General features: G+C 59.2%; 11 protein-coding genes. 7 read left to right on the forward strand and 4 right to left on the reverse strand.

Going from position 1 to position 13,688, the window contains the following annotated elements; translation table 11 throughout:
* Nucleotides 1-218: IS630 transposase-related protein (locus L879_RS0117285; RefSeq protein ID WP_027316171.1), on the reverse strand; the 218-nt coding region annotated here is incomplete at its 3' end.
* A gap of 437 nt (nucleotides 219-655) precedes the next feature.
* On the opposite strand from L879_RS0117285, the gene L879_RS0117290 reads away from it, so the two are divergent.
* The 4 genes from L879_RS0117290 (at nucleotide 656) to rpsU (ending at nucleotide 2,212) form a co-directional block, all read left to right on the forward strand.
* A complete protein-coding gene (locus tag L879_RS0117290) occupies nucleotides 656-865 on the forward strand; it encodes a cold-shock protein (RefSeq protein WP_027317207.1) in 210 nt (69 codons plus the stop codon).
* A 345-nt stretch (nucleotides 866-1,210) separates the two neighbouring features.
* Nucleotides 1,211-1,567 (forward strand): DUF6481 family protein, encoded by a 357-nt coding sequence (locus L879_RS23895; protein WP_027317208.1) that lies wholly within the window; start codon nucleotides 1,211-1,213, stop codon nucleotides 1,565-1,567.
* A 70-nt stretch (nucleotides 1,568-1,637) separates the two neighbouring features.
* Nucleotides 1,638-1,832 carry a hypothetical protein gene (locus L879_RS0117305; RefSeq protein ID WP_027317209.1) on the forward strand — a complete coding sequence of 65 codons (195 nt, stop codon included), beginning with the start codon at nucleotides 1,638-1,640 and terminating at the stop codon, nucleotides 1,830-1,832.
* Nucleotides 1,833-1,909: 77 nt separating this feature from the next.
* Nucleotides 1,910-2,212, forward strand: coding sequence for a 30S ribosomal protein S21 (gene rpsU, locus L879_RS23370; RefSeq protein ID WP_084021131.1), 303 nt, complete (start codon nucleotides 1,910-1,912; stop codon nucleotides 2,210-2,212).
* 598 nt (nucleotides 2,213-2,810) lie between these two features.
* Here the strand turns inward: rpsU and L879_RS22135 are convergent.
* On the reverse strand, nucleotides 2,811-8,885 hold the full coding sequence (locus tag L879_RS22135; RefSeq protein WP_035460051.1) for a cadherin domain-containing protein: 6,075 nt from the start codon (nucleotides 8,883-8,885) through the stop codon (nucleotides 2,811-2,813).
* 743 nt (nucleotides 8,886-9,628) lie between these two features.
* Between L879_RS22135 and L879_RS0117320 the strand changes: the two genes are divergently transcribed.
* From L879_RS0117320 to L879_RS0117330, 3 genes are all read left to right on the forward strand, one after another.
* Nucleotides 9,629-10,531 carry a hypothetical protein gene (locus tag L879_RS0117320; RefSeq protein WP_027317210.1) on the forward strand — a complete coding sequence of 301 codons (903 nt, stop codon included), beginning with the start codon at nucleotides 9,629-9,631 and terminating at the stop codon, nucleotides 10,529-10,531.
* Between the two features lie 355 nt (nucleotides 10,532-10,886).
* Nucleotides 10,887-12,185, forward strand: a complete 1,299-nt coding sequence (locus tag L879_RS0117325) for a porin (RefSeq protein WP_027317211.1) — start codon at nucleotides 10,887-10,889, stop codon at nucleotides 12,183-12,185.
* A gap of 78 nt (nucleotides 12,186-12,263) precedes the next feature.
* Nucleotides 12,264-12,563, forward strand: a complete 300-nt coding sequence (locus L879_RS0117330; protein WP_027317212.1) for a hypothetical protein — start codon at nucleotides 12,264-12,266, stop codon at nucleotides 12,561-12,563.
* Here the strand turns inward: L879_RS0117330 and L879_RS0117335 are convergent.
* Both L879_RS0117335 and L879_RS0117340 read right to left on the reverse strand, forming a co-directional pair.
* A complete protein-coding gene (locus L879_RS0117335) occupies nucleotides 12,525-13,025 on the reverse strand; it encodes a single-stranded DNA-binding protein (RefSeq protein WP_027317213.1) in 501 nt (166 codons plus the stop codon). The two genes, L879_RS0117330 and L879_RS0117335, sit on opposite strands and share 39 nt — an antisense overlap.
* A 364-nt stretch (nucleotides 13,026-13,389) precedes the next feature.
* Entirely contained in the window at nucleotides 13,390-13,665 is a 276-nt protein-coding gene (locus L879_RS0117340; RefSeq protein WP_027317214.1) for a hypothetical protein, read from the reverse strand.
* Nucleotides 13,666-13,688 lie beyond the last annotated feature (23 nt).

Here is a 13,688-nt window from a genome sequence, read left to right on the forward strand (position 1 = left end):
CGGCGGATGAGGAACTCGCGGTGCGGGTCGAGCTTGGAATAGCGCCAGCCGCCCTCCGGCTTGGGCGCTAGGCTGCCGGTGTCCCGATAGGCAGCCATCAGCCGGACCACGAAGGCGACCGACACGTCAAAGTGCCGGGCAGCGGCATGACAGGAGTGCCCCGCCTCGACAAAGCGCGCCACGCGGCGGCGAAGGTCCAACGAGTAGGACTTGGTCATCGCTCATCTCCTCCAAAGAGGGCCAAGATGAGTGAATCACGAAGCCGTCACATCGTATAGTCCAAACGATTCCGTCAGAATTGCCCTTGCTCTAGCATGAACCCGTATATCGCACAGAAATTCCAATTTATGGTCGTAATCGTTTTTGCCGGGACCGTCTGATTTCAAACTTTCATAAAGATACTTCTTAGTGATCTGCTGAAGAAAATGATGTAAATGTGGCCCATTCCGTTATAATTTTCATGTTATCTCTTGTAAAAATATTTTCGTGCTCTATATCCATATCATCGCCTTTGGCCGGATAATCGGGCCGTTTCGCTGTTGGCACTGTCAGGCGCACGTTCAGACTCTCTACAAACCATCGACGAACCGGGTTGGGTCATGTTCCGCATGCCTCCGCTCAAGCGCATCTGCATCAACCGCGAAAGGTTATACCCATGATCATGGGCACTGTGAAATTCTACAACGATATGAAGGGCTTCGGCTTCATCCAACCGGACTATGGCAGCAAGGACGTATTCGTCCACGCCACCGCTCTTGAGCGCGCCGGCCTGCGCAACCTCGTCGAAGGTCAGAAGGTTTCCTTCGATACAGCCGAGGACCGCCGCAGCGGCAAGGTCGCCGTCAACAACATCCAGAAGGCCTAAGGATGATCGCGCGCAAACTATAAGTGCTTCTGCAAAGCCGCTCCCGGGTGGAGCGGCTTTTTCTTTGCGGTGCCCCATCATTCGATGGTCAAACAACTGAGGACGCGATGAACACATTTCGCAAAACCGCCCCTGTAAAGTCAGTCATGTTCGCGGTGAACTATGACGATGGTCGCACGGCCTACCTGTGGGTCAACAATCGCGTTGAGGCGAGTGGCGCTGCAGTCATCGCCTCAACCGCCCGAGCCCAACAAGAGCAAGGCTCCCTTCCGGAAGGCACCATCATCAGCATTAAACGCGTCCGATAGTGGGCACCGATCAACTGATAGAGACGTATTGAGATCAATGAGTGGAATGAAGCAGAAAGATTTTAGCGAACGGTTGAGTGCCGCCAGAGACGCAAAGCAGGCTATGGCCGCCAAGTTTCATCAGCGGCCCAGTCCTTATGACCCGGCGGTTGCGGAACGGCGGGCCGCTCGGGCAGCGATAAGCGCCGCGCGGGATGCTCGCATGGCCGAACGGGACGCTCAGCGCCTTGCCGAGAACGCACGCCTTATCGCGGAGCGGGAGGCTCTTGTTGCCGCGCAAGCCGAGCAGGAAGCGCGTGCGATCGCAGAAACGATAGAGAACGAGGCTCGGTTGCAGGCCGAGCGCAAGGCCGCCCGGGATGCCCGTTACGCCGCTCGCAAGGCGCGAAAATAGTGCCCCATACCAAGTCACATCCTGATGACTGCGTCTGATCATATTCACTCAAGAGCGAGGAGATTGAGCAATGACTCACAAGTTCAAGGTTCGACAACTGGTCAGGCTGAAGCAGCCCGGATTCTCTGACGCCCAGACGAGCTCCGGCGGTGTTTACGAGGTCATCCGGCTGATGCCGGCCGATCAGACGGGCGAACTTTCATACCGGATCAAGGCGGGCTTCATCGAGAGAGCTGTCCGCGAAAGTGAAATTCGCAGCACGTAGTACCTCTGGACTTATTGCTGTCTCGCAGCATTCATATGCTGCGACAGCCATAATGCGAGGCATAGAAAGGATATCCATTGCAAGTTCTGGTTCGTGACAACAATGTCGATCAGGCGCTGAGAGTGCTCAAAAAGAAGATGCAGCGCGAAGGAATTTTTCGCGAAATGAAAGCACGGAAAGCCTATGAGAAGCCCTCTGAACGCAAGACGCGGGAGAAGGCGGAAGCTGTGCGGCGTAGCCGCAAACTGGCTCGTAAGCAGGCCATCCGGGAGGGACTGATCGCGGCTCCCAAGCCTAAACCTCGTTTTTCCGGATCGCGCAGACCCGCAACTGCTTCCGGCATCGGATCCCGCACTCCAATGGAAGAGTCGAAGGTTTAGTCGTTCCGAGGCCAAGCCTCATAGCGGGTTGATGCCTTTGCAAGTGGCGCATGGAATATCCCGCGCCACTTACGCTGTCAGTAGTCGGAGCCGAACCTGGATGTTAGCCGATTATTTCAATGATATGACGGAGTTCCTCACGCGAGAGGTCAGCCGGTCTTGGTTTGTCGGCTGTCTTGACCGACGGAGTATCTTTCGGTGGCTGCGGCTTGTGCTTCGGAAGCCGGGCGTATCTTAAACGATTCATAAATTTCCTGTCGCTGCATCGGGTCGTAGTCCTAGCAGCCTTTCGTGTTTGAAGATGTCGAATGCAAAGCAACGACGTTTAAGCCCGCCAAGCGGGCTGAGGAATAGCAATCGATTGGAACGGAAAGCGGGCTCGGCGCTCAATCAAGAGCAAAGGAGAGCAGGCCGAACACGTCGGTTGATCAATCAAGAATGAACGAAAAGACGATCTTTTGCAAGGCAAAACTCGTCGCAAAGCCAACGATCTACTTTATGACAGCGTGCCTTGTACGCGCCGTAGGTCGGCATTAGATTTCCCGATCGACATTTGAGCGAACAATTCCGCTTCTTGTTTGGTTTTTCACTCCGACTGTCAGATGACGAAGAAGTCCTTGTAGGTCATGGCGAGCTTCTTCGAGAGCGTGGCGATCTCCACCTGCTTGTACTTCGAGCCCGAGCCGTCGGCGTCGTAATAGAGCACGCCCTTCTTGTTGTCGTAGACGAGGTAGTCGTTCTTGTCCTTGGCCTTGGAGCCGATGGTGAAGAACTCCTTCTTCAGCTGCGCGGGCTTCGTCTCCGAGCCTGCCTTGCCGAGCTTGGTGAAGACCTTGTTGTCGAGCCAGATCGCATCGTCCTTCACACTGAAGTCCGCGAGCTTGTCCTTGTTGGAGCTTCCGTTCGGCTTGGTATCGAACACGAAGACATCTCTCCCAGCGTCACCCTGAAGGGTATCGTTCCCCGGGCCTCCCCAAAGCGTGTCATTGCCTGCCCCGCCCTTGAATGCATCTCTCCCGGAGCCGCCTTTCAGCAGATCGGAGCCGGCGCCACCAGCCATTTTCTCGACTGCCAGATCCAATACGTTGATGCGGAACTTTCTGTTGTAAGTCGCCCCATGCTCGTCCGCGACCTGCACAGTCACCCAATGAGACGTTGTCTGCTCGTAGTCGATCCTGACACCCTCACTCACCACAATCTTATTTCCGCTGATCGCGAACCGACCGCCAGCATTGTCGAGAAGCTTGTAGGTGAACGAAGTGTCTGCATCCGGATCCTGGGATGAAAGCGTGCCGACAACCGTGCCAGTAGCGGATGCTTCACGGACAGTGCCGCCAGTCAGGATGAGACTCGTTGGCGCTTCATTGACGTCGTCGACGGCGATGGCGATGACCTGGTCGATACTGAGCCCGTTCTGGTCGGTCACGCGGACAGTCACTTGATGAGAGGTCGCACTCTCGTAATCGAGGCTAGACCCCGCCGCGAGCCGAAGCTGGTTGCCGACGATCTCGAAGCGTCCCTCTGCATTGTCGACGAGGCTGTACGTGAGGGTATCGCCCGCATCGAAATCGACCGCACTGAGCGTGCCGACCAGCGCTCCTGCCGTTGCATCCTCCGAAATCCTCGGGAAGCTCAGGGTCACACCGGTCGGGGTCTCGTTGACGTCCGAAACATCAATGACGAGCGTTTCGGTATGGGTCAAGCCGCCTTGGTCCGTGACGCGTACCACAACCTGATGCGAGGTCGCACTCTCGTAATCGAGGCTATCCTCCGCCTTGAGGCGTAGCTGGTTGCCCACGATTTCGAAGCGCCCTTGGGCATCGTCGTCGAGAGTATAGGAGAAGATCTCTCCCGCGTCCGGATCGTTGGCGCTCAAGGCGCCGATCACTGTACCTGCGGCAGCGTCTTCGGCAATCGAGGTTCCCGACAGCACAATGCTCGTTGGGGCATCGTTTGCATCAAGGACCGAGATGACAAACGCTTTGTCGTGGCTCAGGCCGCCTTGGTCTGTCACCCGCACCGTCACATTATGCAACGTACCGGTCTCGTAATCGAGATGCGCACCGGCCTTCAGTCTGAGTTGGTTGCCGAGGATTTCAAACTTCCCGTCTGGATCGCTCAGGATAGCGTAAGTGAAGGTGTATCCCGCATCTAGATCGGTAGCGCTCAAGGCCCCGATCACAGCGCCCCATGCCGCATTCTCGAGGATCGTGGCATTCGACAGGTCAATGTCCGTCGGCGTTTCATTGACGTTCGTGATGTCGACAGTGATGACTTTGGCTAAGCTTCGGCCGGTCTGATCGGTTACACGCACCGTCACTTGATGCGATGAGGCGCTCTCGTAGTCCAGAGATGCTCCGGCTTTGAGCCGCAACTGGTTCCCGACAATCTCAAAACGGCCGCCTGCATCATCTTCTAGACTATAGGTAAAGGTGTCACCTGCATCGGAATCGATGGTGCTGAGAGTGCACACGACGGCGTTTCCTGCCATATCCTCGGCAAGAGCGTGCTTGGCCACAACCTTCGCGCCTGTGGAGTCGAAGCGTTGCTGATAGATGATCGCGGGAGCACCCAGCGTCTGGGTATCTTCCAGCGATCGCCATGTCACCACATAGCCGCCGTCGGCCAGAGCCGATACGCTTGCGGTCTCCTGGAGTCCCGTCGTCGTGGTGTTGATCAAGACTTCGCCGCCAACCTTGGCACCGGCTGCATCGAACTGCTGCAGATAAATGTCCGCGGTCGAGCCGCCATAGTACCGGGTTGTCCACGTCACCACATAGCCCCCATCGGGCAAGGCCGTGACGTCCGGAAAGATCTGTGAGTATGCCGTAGTGGTATTGACGAGCACGACACCGCCGATCTTGGCGCCGGAGGCGTCATAACGCTGCAGGAAGATGCCTCCGTTATCGGCATCGTAGGCCCCCCATGTCACGACAAAGCCGCCATCGGACAGAGCCGTCATGGCAGGGTCTGACTGACCGAAAACCTGCGTCGTATCGACCGGCATTGCGCCATCGACCGGAGTGCCATCGGCGGTATAGCGCTGCAGGTAGACACGACCATAGGCTATGGGATCATCAGACTCCCACGCGATGACGTATCCCCCACCCGACAAGGCCACGATCTCGGGATAGATGTTGGTTCTTGATGTCGTCGTGTTAACGAAAATCTCACCGCCAATCGCGGCGCCGGAGTCGTCATAGCGCTGCAGGTATACACTGCTGCCTGACTCGTCCTGATCCCGGCTTTCCCAGGTGACGAGATAGCCCCCATCGGGCAGAGCCGCCACGTGAGGGAGGGTCTGATCGCCCGCCGTCGTGGTGTTGACCAGCGTCTCACCGCCCACCTTGGCGCCGGCGGCATCGAACCGCTGAGAGTAGATGCCCCAGTTCGAGCCGTCCGAGCCTAAAATAGACTGCCATGTCACGACATAGCCGCCATCGGCCAGCGCCGTGATCGCTGGAAGATTTCCTCTCCAGTATGTGCTGGTGACATGTGTCTCGCTGCCGATCTTCTCCCCGGCGGCGTCATATCGCTGCAGGTAGACGCCGTTGCCCCAGATCTCCCAAGCGACGACAAAGCCGCCGTCGGGCAAGGATGTCACGCTCGGATTATACTGATCATAGATTGCCGCACTGACCAGTGTCTCCCCATCGACTTTCACAGTCACGATATCGGTCGGTGCATCTGGGCTGTTCGAGACACCGATGGCAAAGACCTCATCGTGGGTTAGTCCGCCCTGATCCGTGACCCGCACCTTCACCTGATGCGACGCTGCGCTCTCATAATCTACGTCACCCTTGAGCCTCAGCTCATGTCCGACGATCTCGAAGCGCCCCCCTGCATCGTCAACGAGGGTGTAGATGAAAGTATCGCCAGTATTCGGATCGCTCGCGCTGAGAGTGCCGATCAGCGTCCCAGCCGCGGCATCTTCCGATACGACCGCGTTCGATAGCGCAACGGCGGTTGGCGCATCGTTGCCGTCCGTGACCGTGATCGTGAAGATCTCATCGTGACTTAAGCCTCCCTGATCCTTCACCGTCACCGTGACCTGGTGTGAGGCCTTGCTCTCGAAGTCGAGGCTGACTCCGGCCTTTACCTTAAGTTGGTTGCCGACAATCTCGAACTTTCCGTCAGGGTCGCTCTGAATTGCGTAGGTGAACGTTTCTCCCGCGTCCGGATCGTCGGCGCTGAGAGCTCCGATAACCGTTCCAGATGCCGCGTTCTCAGAGACTGTCGCGCCTGAGAGCGCAATATCGGTCGGCGCTTCATTGACGTTCGTGACGGCGACCGTGAAGGCCTTGTCATAAGTCAGACCACCCTGGTCGGTCACGCGAACGGTGACCTGATGCGCCTGTGCGCCCTCGAAATCGAGGCTTGCCCCATTCTTCAGCCTGAGCTGGTTACCGACGATTTCGAACTTGCCGTCAGGGTCATTTTGGATCGCATAGGTGAAGCTACTGCCGGCGTCCGGATCCATAGCACTGAGCGTGCCGATCACGGTGCCCCCTGTCGCGCTCTCGGCGATCGTGGTAGCGCTCAGGTTCAGCGCTGTTGGTGCCTCATTGACGTTCGTGACGGCAATGGTGAAGGTCTTATCGTGAACAAGGCCATTCTGATCCGCCACCCGTACGGTCAGCTGATGTGAGGACGCACTCTCATAGTTGAAGCTGGCTCCCGCCTTGAGCCGCAGCTGATTGCCGACGACTTCGAACTTGCCGCTCGGATCGTTCAGGATAGCGTAGGTAAAGGTCGATCCGGCGTCCGGATCGCTGGCGCTGAGTGTTCCGATGACCGTCCCAGATGCCGCGTTCTCAGAGACTGTCGCGCCTGAGAGCGCAATATCGGTCGGCGCTTCATTGACGTTCGTGACGGTGACCGTGAAGGCCTTGTCATAAGTCAGGCCACCTTGGTCCGTCACGCGGACCGTCACAATGTGCGACGACTGGGCCTCACAGTCGAGGCTAGACCCGGCTTTGAGCCGCAGCTGATTGCCGATGATCTCGAATTTGCCGTCAGGGTCGCTCTTGATCGAATAGGTGAAAGTGCTTGCTGCATCCTGGTCACTGGCGCTTAAGGTACCGACCACGGTGCCCGCTGCCGTATTCTCTGCAATCGACGATGTGCTCAGGTTGAGACCCGTCGGCGCTTCGTTAACGTCCGCAAGAGTGATCGTGAGTGTTTCGGTGTAGCTCAAGCCGTCTTGATCGGTCACGCGGACGGTCACTTGATGAGAGGCCGCACTTTCATAATCCAGACTAGCCCCCGCCTTGATGCGGAGCTGGCTGCCGACGATCTCGAAGCGTCCTCCCGCATTGTCGACGAGGCTGTACGTGAAGGTATCGCCCGCATCGGGGTCGATGGCGCTCAGGGTGCAGATCACCGTACCGGCCGTCGCATTTTCGGCGACACTATGTTCGGCGACCACCTTCTGACCCCATGCATCGAACCGTTGCATGAAGACACCGCTGGGTGTCGCAATCGACTCCCAGGTCACGACATAGCCGCCATCGGACAAAGCCGTTATTCTCGGAGAACTTTGATCGGATGTAGTTCCGGTATTGACCAGAACCTCGCCGCCGATCTTGACGCCGGCCGCATTGAAACGCTGCAGGTAGATCCCGGTTCCGGAGCCGTCATTGGCTGTCCAGGCCACGACATAACCGCCATCGGTCAAGGCTGTTATTGCCGGGAACTCAAGACCGCTTGGTAGCATGTACGCCGATGTCGTATCGACCCGGATCTCGCCGCCTACCTTGACGCCGGAGGCATCGAATTGCTGCAGATAGACGCCATCGCGCGCGATGTCCTGGCCATTGGTGAATGTATGCCAGACGACGACATAACCGCCACCAGACAACACGGTGATGACGGGCGACTGCTGATAGTATCCCGTGTAGGTGTTGACCAGGATCTCTCCACCGACCTTCGCGCCGCTGGCATCGTAACGCTGCAGGTAAATATCCGGAGCGCTGTAATTCAGAACCGCGTCATAGGTGTAGATCTGCCATGCTACAATATAGCCCCCATCGGGTAGAGCCTCGACCTTGGCGAAGTTTATGCCATTAGACTCCGTGGTGTTGACCTTGGTCTCGCCGCCGACCGGCGCGCCGGTCGCATCATAACGCTGCAGGGCTATGATTTTATGAGGACCGGTTCCGTCCCATATTTCGGATTCCCACGCCACAACCAGGTCACCGTTGGATAACGTCGCGATGCTCGGGAACCGCTGCTCGTACCGCCAAGAGGTATTGACCTGGATCTCGCCGCCGACCTTTCCACCGGTCGCGTCAAACCGCTGGAGAGCAATGCCGAAGCGGTCATCGTCGACAGCTTCGGCCTCCCAGACAGCGACAAAGCCGCCGTCGGACAACGCGGTGACGCTGACTGCGGTCTGGTCGCCGGCCTTGGTGGTGTTGATCAGGATCTCGCTGCCGACTTCGAGACCAGACGCGTCGTACTTCTGAAGGTAAAGATCAGGGCGAACACCAAACAGACCAAAGAGCTCCCACGTGACGACATAGCCGCCATCGGCCAGGGCAGTCACTGTCGCGTTCGTTTGATTGCCCGTCATGGGCGGGACGCCAACCTCGCCATCCGACTTCACCACAATGATGTCGGTCGGCGCATCATTGCCACCCGCGGAAGCAGCTTGGATGGTGAGCTCGGTCATCGTTTAACTCATCGACAGAAGGGATAATATTCCCTGTCGCAAATCACCTTCCGCTAAGTCAATTGCAATCATGTTGCAATACAGTCGAAAAATTACACTCCGGGAATCTGATTGGAGTTCTCACAAAGCGATGAAAGCCTCGGTGTACTTGGCTCGCCAGATAGGCTGCTTGAAGAGTTGCGCGCCTTGCCAGGGCCATCGATTCAGCCTGCGCATCGCCGCGCGTTGTGGCACACGCATCGGCGCTGCGTGAGATGGTCCCGCAGTAGTGTCTGCCACGCCAGGCGGAGTTGGCACCATCGGTGCTGAGGCAACTTGGCAAGCCACAAGCAAGGAGAGCCGGGCTGAGTGAGCATTCTCCCCCCTTGATCCCGGTCGGCTTTGAGAGGGCCCACTACCCAAAAGAAGCACTCCAGAAGGAGACCCGAACCCGATCGGCATTGACGGCACGCTAACTGCCGGATCAAAATTCAAAGCGGTACTGCCTCTCGCCGGCTTCGCGGCCGACCCAATTCGGATGTGACATGCGCCGCCACGGGCGTGTCTCTGACCAGACGTCATGGGATATTTTGGAGGAGGTTCACCTGTGACGGTCTCGTGCCATCCTGCTGGGCACCGCCGTGTCACTGGCGGCGCTGCCCGACATGGTCCTGGCCCAGGATACGGGCACGGTGCGGATCGCCAGTTCGGAGTCGGCGACGCACTCATGACCCTTCTTTTCCCACAATGAACGGATCGCTCCCATGTGTCCCTCCTTGCGCCATCTCTGTCACGGCCTTCTCGCACCGTTCTGCGTTCTGATCGCGATGGGTGGGACAACGCTCGCGGCCGATCTCTCGCCCGCTCCTGCGGCCGCCGTCGAGACGCCGCTCGCGGCGCTTCCCACATGGACGTTCCGCTTCACGCCCTATGGCTGGCTGATCTCCTTGAACGGCACGCAGACGGTGCGCGGGCGCTCCGAAAGCGTGAATGCCAGCTTCCTCGACGTCCTTGAACAGAGCGACAGCCTGGTCGCCCTCATGGGCGACGCCGAGCTCCGAAACGGTCCCTTCGCCCTCTTTGGTGACGTTGTCTGGACCAAGATCGGTTTGGACCGAAGCACGGTCAGGTCACGGGCGCTGGCGCCCGGCGTGAGTGGAACCGTCGGCGCCGCCCTCAGCCTGGATGTCGAGATGGCCATCGTCGAGGCCGGCGCGGCTTATGAAGTGGCCCGCTTGGGGCCGCTGGCCTTCGATGTCCTCGCCGGCATGCGCTACTGGCATCAGTCTGCCGATCTCTCGCTGGGCATCGCGGCGGGCGTGCAGACGGCCGACCTCGCGATTGCCGGGGCGCGTGCCATCGCCCGGTCGGGTTCGGTCGACTGGCTCGATCCGCTCGTCGGAGCGCGCATCCGCTATGCCGTGGCGCCGGGGCAGGAACTGTTCCTGCGTGGGGACATCGGCGGCTTCGGCGCCGGAAGCGATTTCTCCTGGCAGGCGTTCGGCGGCTACGGCTTCGACTTCGGCACCTACAACGGCATCACGTTCTCAGGTGTGATCGGATACCGGGCCTTGTCCGTCGACTATGCGCAGGGCGAGGGCCGTCGGCGATACGAGTTCGACATGCTCCAGCATGGCCCGGTGCTGGGCATCAGCGCACGGTTCTGAAGCCGTGCTTCAGACGAGCGATGCTGCCTCAGGCGCGTGTGCTCTTCATATTCAGGCCACCTCGGAACGCAGATAGCAGCATCATGTCGGGCAGTCGCGCCGGGCGCGCGTCTTCCGAAACGAAGAGATTGCACCCGACGTTCTCCTGGCCTTGGCCTGCAGGCCCTGTTCCATGCGGCGGTCATCTTGCGTGTCACTTATCCTGAAGGAGTAGCTCTCCGCTGATGGAGGCTCTCGACCGTAGGTTTAGTTTCTGCTACGTCTTGCAACAAGATAAGAAAGTCATCGGCCGAGCGCTCGATCCCGGCCGCATAGGCTCTTCGGCGGGGGAGTTGAAAAGCAGGAGGCAGCGACGATGAGATGGCGGCGTTCTGATCGCAGCAGGTTCGTAACGCTCACGGGATTGGTCGCCGGCTGCCTTGTTTCGGCCGGGGCGCAATCCGCCGACCTTCCTGCCAAAAGCTCTGCCCCTGTCGAGTATGTGCGCCTCTGTTCCACTCACGGCGAGGGCTTCTTCTACATTCCGGGGACGGAGACGTGCCTGCGCATCAGCGGCCGTGTGCGCGCCGAGTACCGTTATCTGGAGCCGGGCACGCGGGAAGAGGACAGTATCGGTTTTCGCGCGCGTGCGCGGCTGAACATGGATGCCCGCACGAATACCTCTTACGGTCTCCTGCGCACCTATCTTCGCTACGAGCTGACACGCAACACCGGTAACTACGGCGGCAGTACGGCCGTCGTCGACCGGGCTTTCGTCCAGTTCGGTGGGCTTACGGCCGGCCGCGTTCAATCCTTCTTCGACTTCTACGTGAACGATTACAATTTCGGCTCGATCTTCGTGTCCGATTTCTCCACCCAGGCTCTTGCCTACACGGTGAAGGCCGGCGCCCTGTCGGCGACGCTCGCCCTGGAAGATAACGTGGAGCGGCAATTCTTCAGCAACCCCAACGGTGCAGACTTCGACGGCCAGGGCTTCCTGGCGGCTGGAGAGCGTGTGCCGGATGTGGTCGGCCAGCTTCTGTGGGAAGAGTCATGGGGCAAGGTCCAGCTCACGGCGGCTCTGCACCAGATCCGCAGCGACAATCTTGTTCCAGCTTTCGATCCGGCGGCATTTCCCGATACCGAATACGGATTTGCCGTGCAGGCAGGCCTCCAGTTCAAGCTCCCGGTGATTGCCGCGGGCGACGAGCTTTGGTTGCAGGGCGCTTATGCCGAAGGGGCCATGAGCTACCTTGGCATGGGGAATACCTCGATCAAGAAGCTCAATGTGAATCAGACCGATGCCTATATCGATGTGTTCGGAAACATCCAGCGCTCCCGGAGCTGGGCGGCGACGGCGCTGTTCCAGCATTATTGGACGCCGACGATCCGGCAGGCCGTCTTCGCCTCTTACGGCGTGATCGAGTATCCGTCCAACGGCGTCGTGACCTCTGCGAACGGCGCGTCGTCGGGCTTCATCGATACGGATGATCTGCGCCTTGGGAGCAATCTGGTCTGGCTTCCAGTCCGCGGCTTCTATATCGGCGTGGAAGGTATCTACCGCCGGGTCAATCTGCAGGGCGGGGCGGTTCCGGAGACCGATACGGCCTCTTCGCGCCTGATCGATTCCGCCGATGCCTTTGAAGCGCGAGTGCGGGTTCAGCGGGATTTCTGAGATGGGGGCTCCCATGCGGGAGCCCTGTTCGGCCGTCTCGTGCGCCCAAGCACCGCAACGAAACTCCTGACCCTCTCCATGGGCATGATCCTGAGCTTTCCGATCCGTGCGATCATGTTCCCGACCTTCGGCACGTCCATTGCCTCGCAGCTGCGCTTCTTCGGCAATGCGCCGAGCGCGCTTAACATCCCTGAGGATCTCGGAGACGAACGATCTGTTGATGGGATAACCCGCTTTGCCGGTCGGGAGGCGAGGCCCGCTTATGAAAAGAGCTGTTTCCGTATTCGGAGAAACAGCTCTGGGATCCTCGATGATTTCGCGATGCCTGGGGCCGGCGGTTCAGAAAGGAATATCGTCGTCGAAATCGCTGTGACGTGAGCCGCCGGCAGGCTCGGGCCTGCGCTCCATGGGCGAGGACCGTCCGAAATCGCCGCCGCTTCTGATCTGGCCGGGCTCCTCGTCGGCATAGTCCGAGCCGCCGCCGCTCCCGCGGCTGTCCAGAATCGTCAGCTCGCCGCGGAAGCGCTGCAGCACCACCTCGGTGGTGTACTTCTCCTGGCCGCTCTGGTCGGTCCACTTGCGCGTCTGAAGCTGGCCCTCGACATACACCTTCGAGCCCTTCTTCAGGTACTGCTCCGCCACCCGCGCCAGGTTCTCGTTGAAAATCACCACCGAGTGCCACTCGGTCTTCTCCTTGCGCTCGCCCGTCGCCTTGTCCTTCCAGGTCTCCGACGTGGCGATCCGCAGGTTCACCACAGGCTCCCCGTTCGACAGACGACGCACCTCCGGGTCGCGCCCCAGATTGCCCACCAAGATCACCTTGTTCACACTGCCCGCCATGACAGCCTCTCCACTTCATCTCTCCTGAACGGCTGCGGCATCGAGACTGCCGCACGTTTTCAGGTCGGTTGCACACTCCTGCCCGGGACGGGCATCGCTTATTGTTCTATCTTTGTTCCGTTTAAAATACAAGTGCGAAGCGCAGATGCAGGGGTTAAGGCGCAATCGAAATGGTTCCGTCATGCTCGAACCTCGTCGCGGCAACACCGTGACGAAGAAAAGGGAGCGGTGATGGCGGCTTCCCGGAGCCTCTTTCGGCGAGGTGGATCGGGTTCGCCGTCACGGGAGGCGGAATGACGAGGGAAAAGCCGTCATCCCGCGCACGGAGACGGCTCACGGAGCATCCCCTTGCACCGGATGCCGGTTACTCGGCAGCCTGCAGGTAGACGACTTTCGATTGCTCGTCCTGAACCTCGCGCAATGTGCGCACCATATAGGCCAACTGCTCGATCGCCTTGTCGAGATCGCGCCGCGCGCCGTCTTCGAGATCGAACGCCTGACGGCCCCGGTAGAGGCGGTTGACATGGCTTTCCATCTCCGTGGCAGCCACGCGGACGCGATGGACGAGAGTGTCGGCGATGGCATTGGCGTTGTCGTCGACGACGCAGAAGCCGACATCGCTTGCGCAGAGCTTGGCCATGGGATGATACCTCTTCTTGTCGT

The organism is Microvirga flocculans ATCC BAA-817, assembly GCF_000518665.1.
Lineage (GTDB): Bacteria > Pseudomonadota > Alphaproteobacteria > Rhizobiales > Beijerinckiaceae > Microvirga > Microvirga flocculans.

Excerpts from the sequence above, each read along its gene's own strand:
- L879_RS22135 (WP_035460051.1), bottom strand. The coding sequence starts at position 8,885 with ATGACCGAGCTCACCATCCAAGCTGCTTCCGCGGGTGGCAATGATGCG.
- L879_RS0117320 (WP_027317210.1), top strand. The coding sequence starts at position 9,629 with ATGTGTCCCTCCTTGCGCCATCTCTGTCACGGCCTTCTCGCACCGTTC.
- L879_RS0117305 (WP_027317209.1), top strand. The coding sequence starts at position 1,638 with ATGACTCACAAGTTCAAGGTTCGACAACTGGTCAGGCTGAAGCAGCCC.
- L879_RS0117330 (WP_027317212.1), top strand. The coding sequence starts at position 12,264 with ATGGGCATGATCCTGAGCTTTCCGATCCGTGCGATCATGTTCCCGACC.
- L879_RS0117335 (WP_027317213.1), bottom strand. The coding sequence starts at position 13,025 with ATGGCGGGCAGTGTGAACAAGGTGATCTTGGTGGGCAATCTGGGGCGC.
- L879_RS0117340 (WP_027317214.1), bottom strand. The coding sequence starts at position 13,665 with ATGGCCAAGCTCTGCGCAAGCGATGTCGGCTTCTGCGTCGTCGACGAC.
- L879_RS23895 (WP_027317208.1), top strand. The coding sequence starts at position 1,211 with ATGAGTGGAATGAAGCAGAAAGATTTTAGCGAACGGTTGAGTGCCGCC.
- L879_RS0117290 (WP_027317207.1), top strand. The coding sequence starts at position 656 with ATGATCATGGGCACTGTGAAATTCTACAACGATATGAAGGGCTTCGGC.
- L879_RS0117325 (WP_027317211.1), top strand. The coding sequence starts at position 10,887 with ATGAGATGGCGGCGTTCTGATCGCAGCAGGTTCGTAACGCTCACGGGA.